Source organism: Clostridium sp. 1001271B_151109_B4 (assembly GCF_015670405.1).
Classification (GTDB): Bacteria; Bacillota; Clostridia; order Clostridiales; family Clostridiaceae; genus Clostridium.
In genome coordinates this window covers 21,288-42,831 of the sequence record NZ_JADPBQ010000012.1, presented here as the reverse complement: position 1 = coordinate 42,831, position 21,544 = coordinate 21,288, and the positions used below count along the sequence as shown (strand labels likewise).

The window sequence follows — 21,544 nt, the reverse complement described above, 5'->3', positions numbered from 1 at the left end:
ATAAAAATTTATTTAGGATGGTGTATTATCATGAAAGGAATGATATTAGATTATACAGGCAATGATGCTTTCATACTATTAGAGGATGATTCTGTTATAACTATGCCACTAACTTCATTTGAAACTATTATGCCTATAGGCACTAATATAAGTTTAACTAATTTATTTAATAAATCTTCTAATACAAATTATAAGTCTTCTCAAATGATTAATAAGAATGTTGACTTTTTGTAAATTTATGGCTAAAATATATTTAATATAAAGTTGCTAGGGGTGCCCAAAGGCTGAGAGATGACTTCTTCATCAACCCTTTTAACCTGATCTGGATAATTCCAGCGTAGGAAAGCCATTATAGAATAAATTATATATATTCTAATGCCTAGGTACCTCTTACGCAAATAAGGAGGTATTTTTTTATGTCAAATTTTCTAGCAACACTTGGAGAAAATTTCAAAACTATTTTTAGCAGCCCATTAACATTAATCACTTTAGTTGGCTGTGCAATTTTATTAATTGCTTTTATTAAATTTAAATCATTAAAATTCAATTCAAAGTTAATAGCACGAATAGGACTAGCTATTGCTTTAGCATTTATCTTAGACATGATAAAGATTTATTCCCTACCTAATGGCGGTGGAAGCATTTCTTTAGGTAGTATGATTCCAATAATCATTATTTCATTTGTTTATGGCCCTTCTATTGGACTATTTACAGGTTTCCTTTTTGGATTATTCAAATTAATACTAGATCCATATATCTTAAATCCCATTCAAGTATTATTTGATTATCCATTACCATTTATGGCTGTTGGAGTTGCCGGATTCTTTAAAAATAAATATTTAGGAGCAAGTGTCAGTATGTTGCTACGCTTTATTTCACATTTTATTTCAGGCGTAGTTTTCTTTGGTTCATATGCACCAGAAGGTATATCTCCAATTATTTATTCACTAAGCGTTAACGGTCTAGCCGTAGGTGGAGAATTAATAATTTGCTTAGTTTTACTTACATTATTACCGGTAGAAAGATTAGTTAGAATGCTTAAATCTAATATAGCAACCATTTAATAGTTAATAGTAAAAAAATAAAGTCTGCCTAGGCAGACTTTAAAATATATTATTAGAAACTCCATAAGAAGTTTTATCCTTAAACTATTAACCCCTCTTACCAACCTTTAGGTTTACTCTTCAATACCTCTATGCTCCATTCTTTGAACTCATTAACTGCTGAAACATAGTATTTATCTTCTGTATTTTCCTTTTTATTTTTTACAGTAATTAATGTTTTAAAATTACTGCTATCATATCCTCTATTTTTTACAGTAACAACTATATCAAAATCTACCTCATTATTATCTACTAGCTCAACATTTGGAATAATTTGTTTAGCTTTATCTAAAAAACTATTTATATCAGTAGAAAATACATATTTTAAACAATCTATATCTCCACTTATGTTTACTCCTACCTTATAATCATTTATATTTTCAACTTTACTTACTGGTTGTAATATTTCTAAAATGGTTTGATAATAAATATAATCGAAATCCCTAGGCTTTCTTATAAAAGATAAATTTTTAATTATTACTTCATCTAATCTTTTAGAAACTGAAAATGTATTACCATCGTTATAAAAATTCCCATCTTCTGTTCCAACCACATAATAAAACTCTTTAACTTCATCACCTAAATCAAATTCAAACTTATAATCTGGCTCCAAACTCGATTTATTTTCTCTTATTTTTGCTCTAGATAATATATTATAAATATCTCTAATAGCGCTTGTTTCTGTTACTATAAATTTAAATCCTGTATCTCTTGTACTTTGTATACTAATTTGTTCTATGTCACTTGAATTTAAATACTCAAAATAATCATTCTTCAATCCAAACTTTTTTTCAACATTTTCTATAATTGTACACCCCGAAAAACTAAGTACAAACATTATTAAAAATGAACTTAAAATATATTTTTTTAATGCCCTTAACATTTGTATCTCCTTTTAATTTGTTAATTAAAATAATAGGAGAAGCATATGCTTCTCCTAATAAAGATAATTATAATACTTTATTCCAATATTAGCAATTTATTTTAATTTATTATATTAATCTTCAAAAAAAATTTAGATATACTATCTAAGCACTATGTTCTTCATTATTGCATTGGAACAACAACTGTTGAATTTTTAAAATCATAAAACATTAACCAACAGCCATCACTACTTTTTCCATTAGTATTTACCCAGGTTACAAAACCTGTCCTTCCATCATAAGGCTGTTCATCCTTATCCTTCTTTCCTGGAACTCCATAAATAATATGTTTTAGATTTCCTCTTGAATCACACTTATACCCAATCATAAAGTATCCATATTTCTTAATATATGGGTAGTAATTCAGCATTGGATAATAAGCTAATGTATACTTATTATAATTAGACATATTACACATTTCATGTAAATCATGAATTGGTACCCTATACCATTTTGTGTATTTTAACTCATCTATACTACTATAATCTCTTTCAAATCCATCAACTATTGATTCAAAATACTCTCCTATGCTTCCTCTTATCTTTCCACTTACTGGATCGAATTCTTTATTAGATTCAATTTCATCTTCATAATCTTCAAATTTACCTCTTAAATTTTCTCTTGGGGTAATTTCTTCGATTATTTGATTTGAAATTTCTTCTTTTACTTCTTTTACCTCTTTTACCTCTTTTACTTCTTCTACTTCTTGTATTTTAACTTCTTCTTTTAATTCTTCTTCTTTTTCTCTATCAATTTTTTCTCTATCAATTTTTTCTTCAGTAATTTTTTCTTCTACCTTAGAATCTTTAATTTCATTGTTGCTTGATTTACTTTGGTTCTTTTTTAACTCTGGTTTTCTTTGTTCTTTCTTAGAATCTTTATCTGAAGCTGCTCTTATTACCCGAACATCTTTGGCTTTAACAACAATATAACTCTTCCAATTTTCACTAGGTTGTTGTCCATTTAAAAATCCGCACATTACAAAAATTGGAGTGTTATTATTCATTTTGGCTATAGCAGTTCCACAAATCTTATCAAACTCTAAATTTAATCCAGCAATGTTTGATACATTATATTCCTTTGTTGCTTCACCTTTACCACTATCACTTACGTCTAAAGGACCCAAATTCACTATTTGCTTCATATCTTTCTTACAACAAATAAGTAACATGTAGTATTTATCATCATCTTTTTTAAGATTTTGAGCATAGAAAGAAATTTTACATTTATCTCCTTTTGCTTCTATCTTAGAATATCCAGATAATGTTTTATCATCAGAGTTTGCATATCCTCGTTCATCCTCCTGTAGAATTACGAAGTTTCTATACAATCTACTATTACTTGCCATTCTCTAGAACCCCCACTTTATATTAATTCCATATATTATATGTTCAACATTATAAAATATGTTCCTATTTTTAAGTGGCTTACTTATTGGCTTTATAGAATTTATAATTTGAAATAACACTTGTATTATAAAATTTCATTGATACAATTTGCAAGCATAGCAAATTCTTGGATAGATAATGTTTCCCCTCTTCTCTTAGGATCAATTCCTGCCTTTTCAAAAGCCTCCTCAAGTTTTTCCTTTGCTGGTCCAATGCTCTTAACACCATTCCATAAAGTTTTTCTTCTCATATTAAAAGAATTTCTTATTATATCAAAGAATAATTTTTCATTTTCAACCTTAACTTTTGGTTCACTAAGCTTATCTAATCTAATAACTATTGAATCAACCTTTGGTCTAGGTATAAAACAACTTGGCGGTACCCTTCTTACAATACTTGTATTACAGTAATATTGAACAAGTAAAGATAGTGCCCCATAATCTTTATTTCCAGGCTCTGCATTCATTCTCTCTGCAACTTCTTTTTGAATCATTATTGTTAATGATTTAAAATTATACCCATCCTTAAGTAATTTTACTATTATAGGTGTTGTAACATAATAAGGTAAATTAGCAACTAGCTTTACACTCTTCTCTTCGCCTATTACTTCATTAAAATCAACCTTTAATGCATCATTATGTATAAGTGTAAAATTAGGATTATCTCCTAACTCTTGTTCTAATATTGGTATTAAGTCATTATCTAATTCTATTGCAACTACTTTTTTAGCTCTCTTTAATAATTGAGCTGTTAATGTACCTACTCCCGGCCCTATTTCTATAACTAAATCTTCTCCATCAACTTCTGCTCCTGAAACTATATCTCTAGGTACTGAATCATCAATTAAGAAGTTTTGACCTAAACTTTTAGAAAACTTAAAATTATACTTTTTAACCAACTCAGCTGTTTTTACATCTTTTATATCCATTTATTTCTCCTTCTCTAGTTCTGCATCTACGTATTTAATAGCTTCTATAAATTCTTCCTTAGTTATTCCATAATTATTTAATCTTGATAACATTTGATTTGCATTTCCATAACCAATTCCTAACTTATTTCCAAGCTTTATTCTTCTAGCTTTTGCATTAGGATCACCATTTAATCTAAAATAAAACATATCTTGAGTATCAAATGTTTCAACCTTTTCTTCTAATGTAATCTTTGCTCTATTTAAGGCTTCTATAATGACCTCCGGACTAGCGTTTTCTACTCCTATATCATCATCCTTAATTCCATCTTCTTGTGCAATATATGCATGCTTTATTCCCGGAACTCTCTTTGCTATTATCTTTCTTATCTTTTCACCAGCAAAATCAGGATCAGTTAATACTATTACTCCTTTTCTTTTTTGTGCTTCTTTAATTCTAGCAATAACTTTAGCATTTATTCCAAAACCACCAGTGGCAATCATTTCTGCATTAACGGCCTTTTTTACGGCTGCGATGTCATCTTTTCCCTCAACTACTATAACCTCTTTAATCAAAAGAATCTCTTCCTTTCCTTTATTATCTCTTATTAATTTATCCTTATATTCATATAATGTCAAACCTTTGTAAATTTATATTCATTATTCTGTATAAATTTTATACTAAATTTTTAAAAATATTAAAGGAGGCTAGTCCAACAACTAACCTCCTTTAATATTACCATTCTCCAGGATATGCTAAAATATATACTGGAACGTTATATTTTCTTCCCCATGATCTACATTCAGATTCTGAATTAAGAAATACATCGATTATTTTTCCCTTAATTAAACCACCTGTATCCGCCGCAATAGCTTTACCATAATTTTCTACGTAAACTAAACTACCCAATGGAATTACTCTTGGATCAACTGCTATTGTGCTTATCCCACCTGGATTATAACTTGGCACAGTTCCTGTTGCAGTAATAGTATCTCCTGCATATGCAGTAGATTCACAATAAATTAAATCTTTATACTCCATTTCTCCATCTCTACTAGCAAATACCCTTCTGGTACCTTGCGCTATAATTTCGTTTACAGGTTCTTTAATAACCTTTGATTGAACTACTTCTCTAGATACTTCCTTGCCATCTTTTTTAACAACCTTATAAGTTATTTCTTTTTGACCAGCTTCACCAGCTTGTCTAACGTCTTCAGTGTTTATATCTAAACTTTCGTCCTCTTCCACTATTGTTTCATAATCAATATCTTCAGTAGCTACTTCATTTGTTACTTCAACCTTAACCAATTGAATCGTAAGGTTATCTGATATTTTAGTATCTAACGAAGGCGTTATTTCATCTAATCCTTCATTAAATTCAATTCCTTCAGCATTAAGTTCATCACTTTCAGCTTCAAGCATATCTTTTACAGTATCTTCAGCAGTTTTTATAACAATAGTTTTGCTATTAACTACCATTTCAATCTCTACAGCTCTCTTAATGTTAATAACATCCCTTGATGAAATTTTTTCATCTAAAGCTGGTTGTACTTTGTCCTTAGGAGCAATTTCTATCTCCTTATCTGCAAGTACATCTTTAACAGTCCCTTTATATGTTATAAATGTTTCTTCTTTTCCGTCAATGATTATTGTTATGTTTTTTCTCATACATGCAAGTGTTATTACTAATGTAACTAATACAACACTTACAGCACCTGTAATTATTTTTGCCTTAGGACTATTAGTAAAATTGTTTCTTAAGTTTTCCTTCCATTTTTCAACCATCTACATTTAACCTCCTCTGGCAAGAGCGACCATTGAATTATATAAATAATTCATGTTTTTGTCAAATTTCCCACCCTATCCTTAATAAAACCTGTTTCTTAAGTGTAATAAAATACACCTTTAATAATTAATTTGAATAAAAATAAATAATGGCATTTTGCTTTTTGAAGTTTGTAGATACTGTTTATAAATTTTTAGAAAAATTTTACAATTGTTAGTATTTATTTTACTTTATTTCTTATTGTGAATCAAGCGATAGAAATTGTCATTTACAGCCAAATTAACCTCTTTTGAAGAAATTTCCTTTATTTCAGCTATTTTTTCTATTATATATCGTATATAGTCCGATTTATTCCTTTTTCCTCTATTTGGCACTGGAGCCATATATGGGCAATCAGTTTCAACTAATAATCTATCTAACGGAATCCCTTGAACTACTTCGCATATTTTTCTAGCATTTTTAAATGTTACAACACCTGTAATACCTATATAATACCCTAATTTTACACATTCTTTTGCAAACTCAAGACTTCCTGAAAAGCAATGAACTGTACCTATTACATTCGGAAATTCCTTCATTATCTCTAATGTATCAGCATGAGCATCTCTATCATGAATAACAACAGGTAAATTTAACTCTTCTGCTAATTTCATTTGAGCTCTAAACACTTTTTTTTGAACATCCCTAGGCGGATTTTCTTCCCAATAATAATCTAATCCTATTTCTCCTATAGCTAATATTTTTTTATTATTTGTTGCTAATTCAATTATTTCCTTTCTAACCTCATCATTATAATCATTTGCGTCACTTGGATGAATTCCTAAAGCTCCATATATAAAGTCATAATTTAACGTTAAATCATTAGTAGTTTTTAAGCTTGACTTAGAACATGCACAATTTAAAATTCCTACTACTCCTTCATTTTTAATTTGTTCAAAGACGGCTTCTCTATCTTCATTGAAAGCTTCATCATCATAATGTGAATGTGTGTCAAATATTTCATATCTAAATTCCATACTTATTTCTCCCTTAAAAAAATATAATTATATTGTTTATTATACCAAAACAAAGTAAAAAAACTCAGCTAATACTGAGTTTCTTCTTATATATTGATATTTTAATATTTAAATATTAAAATAAAAGCTTCCTTTTTTTATATTTAAATTTTTATCAACAATATCATATATATTTATTTCTTTTATAAGATTTAAAATAGTTCATATAAAGATTAAAATTTTTCAAAAAAATTTTATCCTTGAAACTAGTACTAATTCTAGTAAATTCAACGATAAAACTTTTTAAATTTAGCTTATATTAAGAATAGTTAATATTTTCTTCAGAAATTTGACACCTAAATGACACATTTAAAGTTTATTATAATACTTGTAAAGTAGTTAAAGCATTATTATTTACCCCTAAAACCATCTTGTAAAGTTGGTTTCCTAGAGTTATTCGTCCCCCAAATGAAATAACTCTAGGTTTTTTTTAATTTTTCTTTTCTTTCAATCTAGCAACTTCTTCGCTAGCTCTTTTCTTATCAATTTTGACAAAAAGAACTTCACATTCTTTAACTAATCCTTCTTTCCTTTCAGTGAAACTCCAAACTCCTTCGCTTAGTCCTAAAGATTGTTTTATTTTTTTACAACTTTCTGGCATAAATGGATATAATAAATTTGATAAATTAACTATAATTTGAATGCAGTTATAAATCACAGCCTTACATTTGCTCGGATTACTGCTTAATAAGTCCCACACCTTACTATTATCAAAATATTTATTTCCCTTTTTGCATAAATTCATTATGTCATTTAAACTATCTCTAAAGTGACCTTCTTCAATCTTATCACCTACATCAAAATATAAATTTAAAATTTCATTTTTTAATTTTTCATCCATCTTTCCATTAGGTATTCTATTAGCATAGTTTTTCCTAGAAAATAATAAAACCTTACCAACAAAGTTATTTAACTCTCCTACCAGTTCATTATTATGTATATTTATATATTCTCTCCAAGTAAAATCAGTATTTTTGTCTTCTGGTGAATTTAACGATAAATAGTATCTAAAACTATCAACATTATACCTTTCACATACATAATCTGCCCAAAGAGCCCAATTCTTTACTGCGGAAAAAGGCTTATTTTCAAGTTTTAAATGCTCCCCTGATATTATTCTCAAATTAGAATCTTTTATGCCAAGCCCAGATAGAATTGCTGGGAATATTACAGTATGAAAGGGTATATTATCCTTGCCATGAATAAAGTAAACCCTTGAATCTTCACCTTCCCAATATTCTTTATAATCTTCTTTTCTTTCTTCAAGGCATTTCATACTAGCTGTTAAATATCCCATAACTGCTTCTATCCAAACGAATATTTTTTTATCTTCATATCCTTTTAATGGTACATCAACCCCCCAATTGAAATCCCTAGTTACTGCCCTATCTCTTAGTCCTTCATCTAAATATCTTTTTAATATCTTCTTTGCATTTTCTCTCCAGCCATGTTGATTTATATATAATCTTTCAACATCATTTTCAAACTTTGATAAGCTAAAAAATAAATGTTTAGTTTCTTTTAGAACTGGCTCAGAATCACAGAATTTACATCTAATATCTAATAACTCACTGCTTTCAAATTCACCATTACAATTTTCACATCCATCACCAGTTGCTTCTTCTCTACAAACTGGGCATTTTCCTACAATATATCTATCAGCTAAATATTCATTACATTTCTTACAATAGGTTTGTTCTACATTCTTTTCATATATAAATCCCTTTTTATATAGTTCTAATATAAACTCTTTAACCTTTTCTTCATGATACTCTGAATGAGTTTTTGCAAAAATATCAAAAGAAAACCCTAATGATTTAAAGCACCTTTGAAACTCATTATGATATTTTTCTACAGCCTCTAATGGTGTTATTCCTTCTTCTTTTGCCTTCATAGTCACTGGAGTACCATGACAGTCTGTTCCTGAAAGAAAAATAACATCATCACCCATCATTCTATGGTATCTGGCTAAAATATCTCCTGGTAACAAAACTGCAATTCTTCCTAAATGTAAAGGTCCATTAGCATAAGGCCATGCATTACCTATAATAATATTCATTAAAAAACCCCCTTTTAATTAGTTAATAGTTTTGAGTTATAGTAAAAAGGTCAGCAAAGCTGACCTTTTTGCATTTCCAAAAGTCGGCCTATGCCGGCTTTATTACTTAACTTATCACTTGTCACTCACTACTTTAATGAAACACCTACTCATTAACATTCGTAGGTGTAAGTTCAGTTATATAAATCAAATATTTAGAACTTCACTTATCTAACAATACTTCCTGTTGGTAATTCACCTGGATTTACTAACTTTAATACGCTATCATCATCTGTAGCTGCTGCTACTATCATTCCTTGTGATAATTCACCTCTTAAAGTAACAGGTTTTAAGTTAGCAACTAAAACTACATATTTACCAACTAGTTCTTCTGGCTTATAATGCATTGCTATTCCTGAAATAACCTGTCTTTCTTCACCGTTTAAATCTACTTTTAATTTTAATAACTTTTTAGCTTTTTTAACTGGTTCGCATTCTAAAACCTTAACTACTCTTAAATCTATTTTTTCAAAGTCTTCAATAGTTATTTCTTCTTTAATTGGTTGCATTTTATATTCTTCTTTTGGCTTATTAGCTTCTAATTGAGCTAATCTCATAGCTTCTAATTCTTCTAAAGTCTTAGCTACATCTATTCTTGGGAATAAAGCTTCACCTTTTTTAACTTCAGTTCCTGGTGTTGTTCCATCAAATCCTGATAATGAATTCCAAGTTGTTGTAGTAATATTTAATTGAGAATTAATCTTTTCACTTGTACTTGGTAAGAATGATGATAATAATACAGATGCAAATCTTAAGCTTTCAGCTAAATTATATAAAACTGTACCTAATCTTTCTTTCTTTTCTTCATCCTTTGCAAGTATCCAAGGAGTTGTTTCATCAATATATTTATTTGCCCTTCCTATAAGTTCAAATACATTTTCTAATGCTTCTGGAATTCTTAAATTATCGATTGCTTTTGTTACTTTAATTGGAGTTTCTATAGCTAAGCTAATTAATTCATTATCAATATCTTCTTTAGCTGTTGGTGCTGGAATTACTCCATCAAAATACTTTTCAATCATTGCAACTGTTCTTGATAATAAGTTACCAAGGTCATTACAAAGATCTGAGTTAATCTTCTTTATAAATATTTCATTATTAAATAATCCATCTGCTCCAAATGGAATTTCTCTTAATAAATAATATCTAACCGCATCAACACCAAATTTATCAACTAAAACAACTGGGTCAACAACATTTCCTTTAGATTTTGACATTTTTCCACCATCAACAAGCAACCATCCGTGACCAAATACTTGCTTTGGTAGCTCTTCTCCTAATGCCATTAACATAATTGGCCAGTAAATAGTATGGAATCTTAATATATCCTTACCTATTAAATGAACATCTGCAGGCCAGTACTTCTTATATAATTCATCATTTTCACTTCCATATCCTAAAGCAGATATATAGTTAGATAATGCATCTATCCAAACATAAACTACATGTTTTTCATCAAAAGTAACTGGAACTCCCCAATTAAAGCTTGTTCTTGATACACAAAGATCTTGTAATCCAGGCTTTAAGAAGTTATTAACCATTTCATTTTTTCTTGATTCTGGTTGAATAAACTCTGGATGCTCATCAATATATTTCATTAATCTATCAGCGTATTTACTCATTTTAAAGAAATAAGCTTCTTCTTTTGATTTTTCAACTGGTCTTCCACAGTCTGGACAATTTCCATTAACTAATTGAGTTTCTGTCCAGAAAGATTCACACGGAGTACAGTATAATCCTTCATAAGAAGATTTATATATATCACCTTGATCATATAATTTTTTAAATATCTTTTGAACTGTTTTTTTATGATAATCATCAGTAGTTCTGATAAATTTATCATAACTTATGTCCATCATACCCCATAGATCTTTAATTCCAGCAACTATTTCATCAACATGCTCTTTAGGTGTTATACCCTTCTCTTCTGCTATTCTTTGAATTTTTTGCCCATGTTCATCAGTTCCTGTTAAAAACATTACGTCATATCCATTTAATCTCTTAAATCTAGCTAAAGCATCAGCTGCTACTGTTGTATAGGTGTTACCGATGTGTAACTTAGTAGATGGATAATAAATTGGCGTAGTTATATAATATGGTTTTTTAGTCATATTACTTCCTCCTCTTTTTTGTTAACAAATTTCTATTAAAAGTCATAGCTTAAATTAATAGTTTAATCTTAACTACTAACTGAAAACTCCTAACTAAAAAAAGCCTCTATATAGGCTTTTATACCCATATAGAGGCGTTATATACGCGTTACCACTCTATTTCATATTTATTTTACAATAAATATCTCAGTAGGTGACTATCATCACCTTGCAATATAACGGTTGCTCCCGTATTACCCTAACTTTTTCAAGCTCAGATAATCAGCTCCAAGACCATCTTCATAAAGTTCAGTAACACTAGCTCTCACCCACTCTAGCTCTCTTTAGATACATTCCTAAACTACTCTTCTTTTCTATGCATTTATTAATTTTATAATATGCTAAAATGCAAAACCTGTCAAACCTATTCTATTTATTTTTAAACTTCTTTTTTATTATGCCCTCTATTACCATAAAATTCACACATATCACAATAAATAATATGAAAATAACAGTAATTATATTAGTATCAAATAATAATCTTGCTATTATTATAAGTATAAATAACAAAGTTCCTGTTGCACTAAAACCCTTACTAGCAACTTTATTTCCATACCGCCATTCTTCATTACTATTTTTTGCACTTCCAAATTTATATCCTTTACTCATATCAGGATATTTAGAATATTTATTTTCAAAATACCATCCACACCCCCACAATATTATTGGAATTATTTCTAAAATAATAAGTATAATTAAATCCATTTTATCCCCACTTTACTATATATTCTTAAAAATAATTATAAATCATTTTTATTATAAAGTATGAATAATATATAATTTTTAACATTTTTTGATTTTAATAAAAAATATAATATTAAATAGTGAAATTTGACTATTTCTTAGATATAATATCTAAGGGGATAGGAGGCTTAATTATGGAAAAATTTCAATTTCCTAAGGTTGGACTTAGAACAATAAAATCAGGTATAGCTGTTTTTCTATGTTTGTTACTTTTGCCTAACGAACCTTTTTTTGCTTGCCTCACTGCAGTAATTTGTTTACAAGATACTGTTTATAACTCAATTCATATGGGTATAAATAGAGGTGCAGGTACTATATTAGGTGCTAGTTTTGGCTTAGTATTTTTATTCTTATTTAGAACATTAGAAAATCATATATCTAATACTTACATATCAAAACCACTTATATATTTAATTATTGCTATAGGTATTATCTTAATGATTTATCTATGCAATATTATAAAAAGGCCAGGTGCTATCAATATAACCTGTATTGCATTTTTAGGTGTTACTACAGCTCATGCTTATAGTGATCCTTTATTTTATGCAACTAACAGAATAATAGAAACATTACTTGGAATAGTAATTTCAATATTAGTTAATAAGCTTATAAACCCACCACCAAATAAATAATTAAAATCAACTATACAATAATTAAAATCAATTATTGTATAGTTGGTTTTAATACTACTAAATACATATTTTTATTTTGCTCATCTTATTTAGATGAGCCTTTTTTTATTCTACAAAATCCTTGCATAAGATAATTTCACTTTTGGAAATATAACTACATATATAATAAATTTTTGAGGTGATTTTATGACTGAAGAAACTACTAATAATAAAAATTATAATATTATTGTCATTTCTAGTGTTTTTCTTTTAGGTGCTTTTATCTGCTTCCTAAATAGCACCTTTATGAATGTTGCTTTATCCGATATAATGAAAGATTTAAATATAAGTGTATCTACTGTGCAATGGCTTAGTACAGGTTACATGCTTGCTAATGGTATTATAATTCCTTTTAGTGCATTCCTTATAGATAAATTTAAGACTAGAACCTTGTTTTTTATATCAATGGGTCTTTTCACAATAGGGACTCTTGTTGGATGCTTTGCAACTAACTTTCCTATGTTATTAAGTGCTAGATTAATACAAGGTTTAGCAGGTGGATTAATAGTTCCATTAATGCAAACAGTATTTTTAATAATCTTCCCAATAGATAAAAGAGGATTTGCAATGGGAATAGTAGGAATAGTCCTTGCATTTGCCCCAGCTATAGGTCCTACGTTATCTGGTTGGATAATAAATAGTTACCCTTGGAGATATCTATTTTATGTTACTGCACCCTTTGCATTTATTGATTTAATACTTGGATTCTTTTTATTAAAAAATGTAACAGAAAATAAAGATATATCATTTGATATAATTTCATTTATTTCTTCTACATTAGGTTTTGGAGCATTACTTTTTGGTTTTAGTAATGCTGGAAATTACAATTGGACTAATACCCATGTATATATTCCTTTAATTGTTGGTATAGTTTTTCTTGTAATATTTGTGTGGAGACAATTAACTCTGAAAGAACCTATGCTTAATTTAAATGTATTTAAAAGCACTGCATTCACATTCTCAACAATAATAGTAATGATTGCTTATGCGGGACTTATTTCATCAGAATTAATACTTCCTATGTATCTTGAAAATATTAGAGGCTCTTCAGCTTTTAATACAGGATTAGCTCTTATGCCAGGAGCTATTGTAATGGGAATTATGAATCCTATCACAGGTAAGTTATTTGATAAATTTGGTGCTAGATACCTTGCATTATCTGGACTTTTAATATTAACAATAGGAACCTTTGGGCTTTCATTTCTTTCTATGAATACACCTATTGCTTATATAATAATAGTATACGCATTAAGAATGTTAGGAATTTCCATGCTTATGATGCCATTAACAACTTCTGGTTTAAATTCTTTACATAGAGATCTTTATGCCCATGGTAATGCTGCAAATAATACCTTAAGGCAAGTTGCTGGTTCTATAGGCACTTCAATAATTGTAACCCTAATGAGTAAGGCTAGTCTTTCCTCTGGAATTTCCAATCCTATCAAGGCTCAGATTTATGGAATGAATATTTCCTTTGCTTGCACTGCAGCTTTATCTTTAATTGGACTTATAATAGCATTTTTCGTAGTAAAGAAAAAGGAAGTCAAAATTACAGATTAAAACGACCAAAAAAGGGTTATGCTTTTGCATAACCCTTCTATTATATAGCCCTCTTTATTTATTTTTCTTATTGCTTAAGCTCCTTCAACCTTCTTACCGAATATTTGTACCCCTATATATAATGCTATTAATGAAATTGGCAATACTATATATATTGGAATTCCAAATCCTGATGGAATATATCCAAATAATATAGTTACTGATGCAACAAATAATGAATAACATATTTGTGTTTTAACATGTTCAATATGATTACATCCAGCTCCCATTGAAGAAAGTATTGTTGTATCAGATATTGGTGAACAGTGATCCCCAAAGATAGCTCCTGTTAATACCGCACTTGTACAAACTACTACAAATGACATATCCGGATTAATTGAATATGCTAATGGAATTGCAAGTGGCATTAATATACTCATTGTCCCATATGCAGTTCCTGTAGAGAATGAAATTACTGCCCCTAAAATAAATATTAAACTTGGTAATAAGAATGCTGGTATTGCTCCTTTTAATACTTCAACTAAATAATATGCAGTTCCAAGATCTTTAATTACTGATCCTAATGACCAAGCTAATATTAATATAACTCCAGTTATTATTAACCCTTTCATTCCATCAACCCAAACTTCAATAGCTTCACTTAAAGTAAATATTTTTTTACAAACACCCATCAAAATAGCAACTATTGAAGCAAATAATGCTGATTGGAATAATGCTATAGAAGCATCTGAAGCAGCAAATGCTTCCATTATACCTTTAAATGAAAATGGTGAATTTATCATAATCTCTTGAGCTACAGATGTATCTCCCGCCATTATTGCACTATATCCGCTATAATAAAATGCTACTAATGCAGAAATTATTAATGCTCCTATTGGAACAATTGCGTTCCATACACTAAGCTTAACACCTTCTTTTGGTTCTAATTCATCCATTTGAGTTGATGCTTCAACTGCAACTTCATCCTTAATATTCTTATCTCTATTTCTTGCAGCAATTTCAGCTTTCCTCATCGGTCCAAATTCCTTTAATGTTAAAGCTGTTATTACTATGAACGCTAATATTAATATATTATAGAATCTATAAGGTATTGTTTGTAAAAACACTCCAAACCCACTTGCATCTACACCTATTGAATTAAATCCTTCACCAATTAAGCTTACTTCTAACCCAATCCAAGTAGAAATAATAGCTAGTCCAGCCACTGGAGCTGCTGTAGCATCTATAATAAATGCCAATCTTTCTCTTGATATTTTCATTTTATCAGCTACTGGTCTCATTATTGGTCCAACTATTAATGAATTTGCATAATCATCAAAGAAAACACATAATCCTAAAAGCCAAGTTGTCATTTGTGTGCTTTTTACTGTTTTAGCCTTTTTAGCTAAAGCCTCTGCTATAGCCTTTGCTCCTCCCATTTTTGCAACTAAATTAATTACGCCTCCTATTGCAAGTACTTGAAGAACTATTCCTGCATTCCACGGATCAGCCAATGAATTTAATGCTCTACTTACAAAATCTAAAAATGCTTGTATAAATGCACCAAATACATTATGTCCTGCAAGACTAATCAAAAAACTCCCAGATAAAATTCCTATAAACAATGAAATAACAACATTTTTTGTTATAAATGCTAATATTATTGCAACTAATGGTGGAAGTAATGTCCATAATCCAAATTTATCTGCATTAACTGCTGCTGGTTCAACTTCTGCAGCAAATACAACTGACGTTGAAACTACAAATACTAACATTGTAAGCAATAATACTTTATAACTTCTTTTCATTTCTTTTTCCCCCTTATTTTATATAAAAGCGAATAATAAGGGCACCCCAAACTAACAATAAAAAAAGACCTTGAGTTAACACTCAAGGCCTTGTATGTACTAAAAAATATGAAACTACAAGTCTTAAATGATAGCTCACCACAAAATACTTTGTGACAGTAATACATATATTCTATGTATTCCCAGCCATACAACCTTAAAGCATTAGTTGTACGCTTCGGCGATTGCTCCTTTCCTATTGAATCACAGTGCTTTCCTCATCAATAGTACTATTAACTTTCGCGCCTCTACCCTAGTTTATTCACTTTTGTTATTTACAAACTGATTATATAATCAATTTCTTATATTTGCAATACCATTTTATAACTTTTTATACATACTATTTTCTATTTTTGCTCATAAAATTTTCAATTTCTTCTACACTCTTTATAATATCACTAGATAAATTAATAACTCCATCTTCTGTAACAAGAATATCGTCTTCAATTCTAATTCCTATTTCTTCTTCAGCAATATATATTCCTGGTTCAACAGTAAATACTACTCCTGGTTCAAAAACAATATCTCTATGTGGAGTTTCAATATCATGAGTATCCATACCTAAACTATGACCTATACTATGATAATAATACTTTCTTACTTCACTCTTATCTTTAATTAATCCAAGCTTTATGCATTCTTCTGCAATTAAGTCAGTAGCTTTTTCATTTACATCCTTATATTTCATACCAGGCTTAATTAAATTTATAATTTCTTCATTTACTCTTAAAACAGCATTATAAACTTCCTTTTGTCTTTCAGTAAATTTACCATTAACAGGGAATGTTCTTGATATATCTGCATTATAACAATTATATTCAGCACCTAAATCAAAAAGAATTAAATCATTTTCTTTAAGCTCACAATTATTATCAACATAATGTAATGTTGTAGCATTTTCTCCTGCAGCAGCTATTGTTGTAAAAGCTAGCCCTGTTGCACCTTTAACCTTACAATTAAAATCAAAATATGCTTCTAATTCATATTCCTTCATTCCAACACGAGCTTCAGACATTAATTTTTCAATTCCGCTTTTTGTTATTTCAATAGCCTTTTTTATTTTATCTACTTCTTCCTGTGATTTTTTTAATCTTAATTCACCAATTTTACTATAAACATTATTTATTCTAACTTGTGGATACTTAGTTGTTATTTCATTGGCAAATCTATGTGAAATAGTTCCTTCTCTGTTTGCACTCATTCTTTCTAAATCTAAATAAAGATTTATTTCTTCTTTCATAGTAATCATTCCATGGATGTCTCCGTCAAACTGACTCTTGAATTTAACTTCATCTACAGCTGCAAGCTCTTCAGCTTCTTCCTTACGTATGCTTTTACCTACCCATTTTTCCATCTCTAGATCAATGTTTTTTATATAAAGTTTAGAAGATTTTACTCCATTAATTTTTGTCATAACTAATATATGATCTTCTTCTTTTATTCCTGTTAAATAATAAAAATTTCTATTTGGTGTAAAAGGATAAGTTTGATCTCCTGTCTTTTGAATTGCCTTTCCTGCAAATAAAATCACAATTGAATTATCCTTAATTTTATCTAAAAGATTATCTCTATTAAATTTATAAATATTTTTGTTCATAGCCCTATCTCCTTGCAAATAATATTTTGTCATTTAGTTTTATTACTCTGCTGCTAATAACTTAACGCTTCTAACATTGGGTAAAGAATTTAACCTTGCAGCTAATTGACTTATACTTTTCTCCATATGTGAAATATCAATAGTAACAGTTACATTAGCTGATAAGTTTATAGGAATATCTTGGTTTATGGTTAATATGTTTCCCTTATAAAAAGCAATACAATCTAATACTTTAGATAATGTTCCTGACTTATGTGTCATTAAGATTATTAAAGTTACCTTTTTTGATTGCATATCTTGTCCCATTGGAAATACATCATCTTTATATTTATAGTATGTACTTCTACTAATACCTACTAATTTTATAGCCTCACTTATATCTTTTGCATTCCCAAGTTCAATATTCTCTTTTACTTCAATTACCCTTTTAAATATCTCTGGTAATGATCTTTCATTTACAATGTAAAATCTATCTTCCCCCATAATCATTCTCCATTCGATTTATTCTATTAATATTATACAACCAAAATTTTTACAACGCACTATAAATTTTACATTCAAAAAATTATTTGCTTTTATGCAATTTGCAAATTTAACCTTTTTCTAATTTTTAATAATGATGAAAATTAGAAAAATTAAAGATATTACTTAAAAGAATAATATAAATTCTTAATGAAAATCATACTAATTTCTGAAAATAATATCCTTAACTTTTCAGCATTAACTCATAATTAAAGAATAAGTACTTTAACCATTAATATTGCCATTATAATAGCAGACATATCTGCCATTATAGCTGCCCAAACAGTATGACGTGTTTTTTTTATTTTAACTGCTCCAAAATATACAGTCACAGTATAAAATATTGTCTCTGTAGTTCCCATAATTACAGAAGCTACTAAACCTATAGGTGTATCAGCCCCGTAATTTTTTAAAATGTCAGTAAAAACTCCCATAGCTCCACTTCCTGAAAGAGGCTTGATTAATACTAAAGGTACGACCTCCTTTGGTAAATCGATTAGCTTGCAAAGTGGGGCAATTGCATTGTTTAACATGTCTAAGAGATTAGCTTCTCTAAATATTTGAACTGCTATTATCATTGCCAAAAGATAAGGAAAAATATTCACGCAGACTTTTAATCCTTCTTTCGCTCCTTCAACAAACCAATCATAAACCTTTCTACCTTTTATCATTCCATAAGTAATAATAATTAAAACTATTATAGGAATAATACTTTTAGTTATATAGCTAAACATTAATATCACCCCATAAACTTAAAAATATCTTTGCAAAATTTTGCAACAAATAACACCAACAATAGCTGCAGTACCAGTTGATATTATTGCTGGAAGTATTATTACCCCTGGATTCGAAGAACCTGCGGCTGCTCTTATAGATAGTACAGTAGATGGAACTAATTGAATACATGCTGCATTTAGAACTAAAAATAATGCCATGTCATCACTTGCTCGTCCCTTTTCATTATTTAATCTATCCATTTCCTCCATAGCCTTAATTCCAAAAGGTGTTGCTGCATTTCCAAGCCCCATCATATTAGCAGTTATATTCATAACTATAGCACCTAAAGCCTTTTCATCCTTTGCAGCCTCTTTAAAAATAAGCTTTAATATTGGTTTCATAAGCTTGGCTAGTTTTTCAGTAAAGCCACTTTTCTCTGCAACCTTCATCACTCCACACCAAAAGCACATTAAACCTACTAGTCCAATTATAAAAGTAACTGTAGAATCAATTGATCCTATTATGGCATTAGATATCCCTTCACCATTACCAGTAAATATCCCAACTATCAAACCCAGAAAAATCATTAAAAACCATATATAGTTAATCATTTTTTCTCCTCTCTTTATTCTTTACTTTACAATATATGCCTTGCATCACATATTTATTAGTGATAGGATAAAGATATTAACATAAGTAAAATTCTATTTTTTGAGTTTTACTTTCACCTTCAAGGGTACTTAGAAGGATTTTCATACAAGTTTTATTTACCTAATAAAGGAGATACATAAATGAAAGAATCAAATTTAAAACTAGCTCAAAAAGATATTGATGAAGCATTAAAAGCTGTAGAAGAAATGGAAAGCTACATTAATGAAGGAAATGAAGAAAATACTATATTAAAACAAAAATTCATGACTTTAACAGAAAAAGTTCAAAAATTAGAAAATTTACTTAAAACAGAAGGAATATTATAAGATATTTTACTTAAATATCATTTGAAATCAAAAAGAGGATAGTAAAATCTATCCTCTTTCATTTTAGTTACTAAAAAGCAATTATTATTTTTTTATTTTATAACCTTACTTTATACCCAAATTCTCTAAGTCTCAATAATCCCAGTGATATTGCCTATACCTAATTGATTGTGTACCCAATTTTAGATATAACCGCTTTTAGTAAACGTTACCAATTTTATTACTATTATATCATGCCATTTTTTAAAAAACAATACTTTTTTTGAAATTGATTACAACTTTTTTTTATATTAATAAAAAAAATAAGTGCTATAAATCATTGAAATTTATAGCACTTTCATATCTACTTAGTACTCTCTCTATTAACTATTTTGTAATCTAAAACATATTGATCTTGTTCTAGTGGCTTATTATTTAACATTTTAATAAGCATTCTCATTGCTACAGACCCCATATCATAGCTTGGTTGTTTTACTGTAGTTATTTTTGGATAGAAGTATGATGCAACTGCATTATCATTAAATCCAATTACACTTACGTCTTCTGGAACTCTAAGTCCTTTTTCCCTTAATGCATTGATTACTCCCATGGCAATTTCATCTGAAGAACATACTACCCCATCAAAATTCTTGCCACTTTCTACGAATTTTTCTACAGCTTTGTACCCACTGTTAACTTTTAAGTCCTTAAAGAATTTTAAATCCTCATCAGCCTTTAAGCCATTCTCTTCTAATGCTTTCTCATAACCTATATGTCTATCTTCCCAAGCATTAACAGATCCTTTATTAACACCAACAAATGCGATATTTTTTAATCCCTTATCAATTAAGCTCTTAGTTGCATCATATGCCGCTCCAACATTATCAATAATTACACTTGGTAATCTACCTTCTCTGTCTCTTGATTCAGCAAGTACTGTCTTTAAATCAAGTTCATTAATTATATCTAGAGTCTCTTCCTCTAAACAAGAGCTCATATATATAACACCATCAACCATTTTTTCTTTAAGTACTCTTAAATAATCTTTTTCTTTATCATAATCAAAATCTGAGTTACATAATATTACGTTATAATCATAAATATTTGCAACGTCCTCTGCCCCTCTTACTATTTCAGGATAAAATCCACTTGAGATATCAGGAACTAATATTCCAACTGTTTTTGTTCTTTGTGTTTTTAAACTTCTTGCAACTATATTAGGTCTGTATCCTAATTTTTTTATTGCATCTAAAACTTTTTTCTTTGTATCTTCATTTACAACATCTATATCATTTAATACTCTTGATACCGTAGCTATTGAAACGCCAGCTTCTCTAGCAACATCTTTTATAGAAGTAGCCATATCCAACATCACTCCATTTTCTATTTTAATTATTAATTATACCTTTTTTTCCTATTTAATACAATAATTTTAACCTTTTTTACACTCTTTATTTAAACAATTTGCCTATAATACTATTCTTTGAAAAAAGGGTAGGAATTATTACTTAATCCCTACCCTTTGCAATAAATCTATTAA

Annotated in this window: 20 protein-coding genes, 2 riboswitches and 1 other annotated feature; of the genes, 5 read left to right on the top strand and 15 right to left on the bottom strand. The window is 28.9% G+C overall.

The features are described 5' to 3' along the window. Window positions 1–30 precede the first annotated feature (30 nt). Window positions 31–234: a hypothetical protein gene (locus I4V63_RS09785; RefSeq protein ID WP_196001081.1), complete on the top strand. Its 204-nt coding sequence runs from the start codon at window positions 31–33 to the stop codon at window positions 232–234. Between the two features lie 25 nt (window positions 235–259). Beyond that, a riboswitch (TPP riboswitch) is annotated at window positions 260–361 on the top strand. 55 nt (window positions 362–416) lie between these two features. Further along, window positions 417–1,064: an energy-coupled thiamine transporter ThiT gene (thiT, locus tag I4V63_RS09780; protein WP_196001080.1), complete on the top strand. Its 648-nt coding sequence runs from the start codon at window positions 417–419 to the stop codon at window positions 1,062–1,064. Window positions 1,065–1,161: 97 nt separating this feature from the next. On the opposite strand, the gene I4V63_RS09775 is transcribed toward thiT, so the two are convergent. The 9 genes from I4V63_RS09775 to I4V63_RS09735 form a co-directional block, all read right to left on the bottom strand. Beyond that, complete coding sequence (locus I4V63_RS09775; protein ID WP_196001079.1) at window positions 1,162–1,986, bottom strand: hypothetical protein; 825 nt, start codon at window positions 1,984–1,986, stop codon at window positions 1,162–1,164. A 164-nt stretch (window positions 1,987–2,150) separates the two neighbouring features. Next, window positions 2,151–3,374, bottom strand: coding sequence for a hypothetical protein (locus I4V63_RS09770; RefSeq protein ID WP_196001078.1), 1,224 nt, complete (start codon window positions 3,372–3,374; stop codon window positions 2,151–2,153). Between the two features lie 125 nt (window positions 3,375–3,499). After that, the gene (gene rsmA / locus I4V63_RS09765; RefSeq protein WP_196001077.1) at window positions 3,500–4,342 is read right to left on the bottom strand and encodes a 16S rRNA (adenine(1518)-N(6)/adenine(1519)-N(6))-dimethyltransferase RsmA; all 843 of its coding nucleotides are present in this window, start codon (window positions 4,340–4,342) and stop codon (window positions 3,500–3,502) included. Next, window positions 4,343–4,897 carry a ribonuclease M5 gene (gene rnmV / locus I4V63_RS09760; RefSeq protein ID WP_196001076.1) on the bottom strand — a complete coding sequence of 185 codons (555 nt, stop codon included), beginning with the start codon at window positions 4,895–4,897 and terminating at the stop codon, window positions 4,343–4,345. It abuts the gene before it with no gap. Between the two features lie 160 nt (window positions 4,898–5,057). Further along, window positions 5,058–6,107, bottom strand: coding sequence for a G5 and 3D domain-containing protein (locus I4V63_RS09755; RefSeq protein ID WP_196001075.1), 1,050 nt, complete (start codon window positions 6,105–6,107; stop codon window positions 5,058–5,060). Window positions 6,108–6,338: 231 nt separating this feature from the next. Then, window positions 6,339–7,124: a TatD family hydrolase gene (locus I4V63_RS09750; protein ID WP_196001074.1), complete on the bottom strand. Its 786-nt coding sequence runs from the start codon at window positions 7,122–7,124 to the stop codon at window positions 6,339–6,341. A gap of 469 nt (window positions 7,125–7,593) precedes the next feature. Continuing rightward, entirely contained in the window at window positions 7,594–9,222 is a 1,629-nt protein-coding gene (gene metG / locus I4V63_RS09745; protein ID WP_196001073.1) for a methionine--tRNA ligase, read from the bottom strand. A 206-nt stretch (window positions 9,223–9,428) separates the two neighbouring features. After that, window positions 9,429–11,372 (bottom strand): methionine--tRNA ligase, encoded by a 1,944-nt coding sequence (gene metG / locus I4V63_RS09740; protein WP_196001072.1) that lies wholly within the window; start codon window positions 11,370–11,372, stop codon window positions 9,429–9,431. A gap of 127 nt (window positions 11,373–11,499) precedes the next feature. Beyond that, window positions 11,500–11,737: a binding site (T-box leader), on the bottom strand. A 43-nt stretch (window positions 11,738–11,780) separates the two neighbouring features. Next, window positions 11,781–12,116: an SdpI family protein gene (locus I4V63_RS09735; protein WP_196001071.1), complete on the bottom strand. Its 336-nt coding sequence runs from the start codon at window positions 12,114–12,116 to the stop codon at window positions 11,781–11,783. A gap of 173 nt (window positions 12,117–12,289) precedes the next feature. On the opposite strand from I4V63_RS09735, the gene I4V63_RS09730 reads away from it, so the two are divergent. Together I4V63_RS09730 and I4V63_RS09725 are read left to right on the top strand one after the other, a co-directional pair. After that, window positions 12,290–12,787: an aromatic acid exporter family protein gene (locus tag I4V63_RS09730; protein WP_196001070.1), complete on the top strand. Its 498-nt coding sequence runs from the start codon at window positions 12,290–12,292 to the stop codon at window positions 12,785–12,787. A gap of 186 nt (window positions 12,788–12,973) precedes the next feature. Beyond that, window positions 12,974–14,386 carry an MDR family MFS transporter gene (locus I4V63_RS09725; protein WP_196001069.1) on the top strand — a complete coding sequence of 471 codons (1,413 nt, stop codon included), beginning with the start codon at window positions 12,974–12,976 and terminating at the stop codon, window positions 14,384–14,386. Window positions 14,387–14,460: 74 nt separating this feature from the next. On the opposite strand, the gene I4V63_RS09720 is transcribed toward I4V63_RS09725, so the two are convergent. The 5 genes from I4V63_RS09720 to I4V63_RS09700 all read right to left on the bottom strand — a co-directional run bounded on the left by I4V63_RS09720 (window position 14,461) and on the right by I4V63_RS09700 (window position 19,659). Next, window positions 14,461–16,173 (bottom strand): Na+/H+ antiporter NhaC family protein, encoded by a 1,713-nt coding sequence (locus I4V63_RS09720; protein ID WP_196001068.1) that lies wholly within the window; start codon window positions 16,171–16,173, stop codon window positions 14,461–14,463. 123 nt (window positions 16,174–16,296) lie between these two features. Continuing rightward, window positions 16,297–16,471, bottom strand: a riboswitch (Lysine riboswitch). 81 nt (window positions 16,472–16,552) lie between these two features. Then, entirely contained in the window at window positions 16,553–17,809 is a 1,257-nt protein-coding gene (locus I4V63_RS09715; protein WP_196001067.1) for an aminopeptidase P family protein, read from the bottom strand. Between the two features lie 42 nt (window positions 17,810–17,851). Beyond that, window positions 17,852–18,292: an ACT domain-containing protein gene (locus I4V63_RS09710; RefSeq protein ID WP_243280482.1), complete on the bottom strand. Its 441-nt coding sequence runs from the start codon at window positions 18,290–18,292 to the stop codon at window positions 17,852–17,854. A gap of 248 nt (window positions 18,293–18,540) precedes the next feature. Beyond that, window positions 18,541–19,065, bottom strand: a complete 525-nt coding sequence (locus tag I4V63_RS09705; protein ID WP_196001065.1) for a nucleoside recognition domain-containing protein — start codon at window positions 19,063–19,065, stop codon at window positions 18,541–18,543. A gap of 18 nt (window positions 19,066–19,083) precedes the next feature. After that, complete coding sequence (locus tag I4V63_RS09700; protein WP_196001064.1) at window positions 19,084–19,659, bottom strand: nucleoside recognition domain-containing protein; 576 nt, start codon at window positions 19,657–19,659, stop codon at window positions 19,084–19,086. Between the two features lie 180 nt (window positions 19,660–19,839). On the opposite strand from I4V63_RS09700, the gene I4V63_RS09695 reads away from it, so the two are divergent. Continuing rightward, entirely contained in the window at window positions 19,840–20,025 is a 186-nt protein-coding gene (locus I4V63_RS09695; RefSeq protein ID WP_196001063.1) for a hypothetical protein, read from the top strand. Window positions 20,026–20,368: 343 nt separating this feature from the next. Here I4V63_RS09695 and I4V63_RS09690 read toward each other — a convergent pair whose 3' ends face one another. Beyond that, window positions 20,369–21,367 (bottom strand): LacI family DNA-binding transcriptional regulator, encoded by a 999-nt coding sequence (locus I4V63_RS09690; RefSeq protein ID WP_196001062.1) that lies wholly within the window; start codon window positions 21,365–21,367, stop codon window positions 20,369–20,371. Window positions 21,368–21,544 lie beyond the last annotated feature (177 nt).

Excerpts from the sequence above, each read along its gene's own strand:
- I4V63_RS09785 (WP_196001081.1), top strand. The coding sequence starts at position 31 with ATGAAAGGAATGATATTAGATTATACAGGCAATGATGCTTTCATACTA.
- thiT (WP_196001080.1), top strand. The coding sequence starts at position 417 with ATGTCAAATTTTCTAGCAACACTTGGAGAAAATTTCAAAACTATTTTT.
- I4V63_RS09775 (WP_196001079.1), bottom strand. The coding sequence starts at position 1,986 with ATGTTAAGGGCATTAAAAAAATATATTTTAAGTTCATTTTTAATAATG.
- I4V63_RS09770 (WP_196001078.1), bottom strand. The coding sequence starts at position 3,374 with ATGGCAAGTAATAGTAGATTGTATAGAAACTTCGTAATTCTACAGGAG.
- rsmA (WP_196001077.1), bottom strand. The coding sequence starts at position 4,342 with ATGGATATAAAAGATGTAAAAACAGCTGAGTTGGTTAAAAAGTATAAT.
- I4V63_RS09755 (WP_196001075.1), bottom strand. The coding sequence starts at position 6,107 with ATGGTTGAAAAATGGAAGGAAAACTTAAGAAACAATTTTACTAATAGT.
- I4V63_RS09750 (WP_196001074.1), bottom strand. The coding sequence starts at position 7,124 with ATGGAATTTAGATATGAAATATTTGACACACATTCACATTATGATGAT.
- metG (WP_196001073.1), bottom strand. The coding sequence starts at position 9,222 with ATGAATATTATTATAGGTAATGCATGGCCTTATGCTAATGGACCTTTA.
- metG (WP_196001072.1), bottom strand. The coding sequence starts at position 11,372 with ATGACTAAAAAACCATATTATATAACTACGCCAATTTATTATCCATCT.
- I4V63_RS09735 (WP_196001071.1), bottom strand. The coding sequence starts at position 12,116 with ATGGATTTAATTATACTTATTATTTTAGAAATAATTCCAATAATATTG.
- I4V63_RS09730 (WP_196001070.1), top strand. The coding sequence starts at position 12,290 with ATGGAAAAATTTCAATTTCCTAAGGTTGGACTTAGAACAATAAAATCA.
- I4V63_RS09725 (WP_196001069.1), top strand. The coding sequence starts at position 12,974 with ATGACTGAAGAAACTACTAATAATAAAAATTATAATATTATTGTCATT.
- I4V63_RS09720 (WP_196001068.1), bottom strand. The coding sequence starts at position 16,173 with ATGAAAAGAAGTTATAAAGTATTATTGCTTACAATGTTAGTATTTGTA.
- I4V63_RS09715 (WP_196001067.1), bottom strand. The coding sequence starts at position 17,809 with ATGAACAAAAATATTTATAAATTTAATAGAGATAATCTTTTAGATAAA.
- I4V63_RS09710 (WP_243280482.1), bottom strand. The coding sequence starts at position 18,292 with ATGGGGGAAGATAGATTTTACATTGTAAATGAAAGATCATTACCAGAG.
- I4V63_RS09705 (WP_196001065.1), bottom strand. The coding sequence starts at position 19,065 with ATGTTTAGCTATATAACTAAAAGTATTATTCCTATAATAGTTTTAATT.
- I4V63_RS09700 (WP_196001064.1), bottom strand. The coding sequence starts at position 19,659 with ATGATTAACTATATATGGTTTTTAATGATTTTTCTGGGTTTGATAGTT.
- I4V63_RS09695 (WP_196001063.1), top strand. The coding sequence starts at position 19,840 with ATGAAAGAATCAAATTTAAAACTAGCTCAAAAAGATATTGATGAAGCA.
- I4V63_RS09690 (WP_196001062.1), bottom strand. The coding sequence starts at position 21,367 with ATGGCTACTTCTATAAAAGATGTTGCTAGAGAAGCTGGCGTTTCAATA.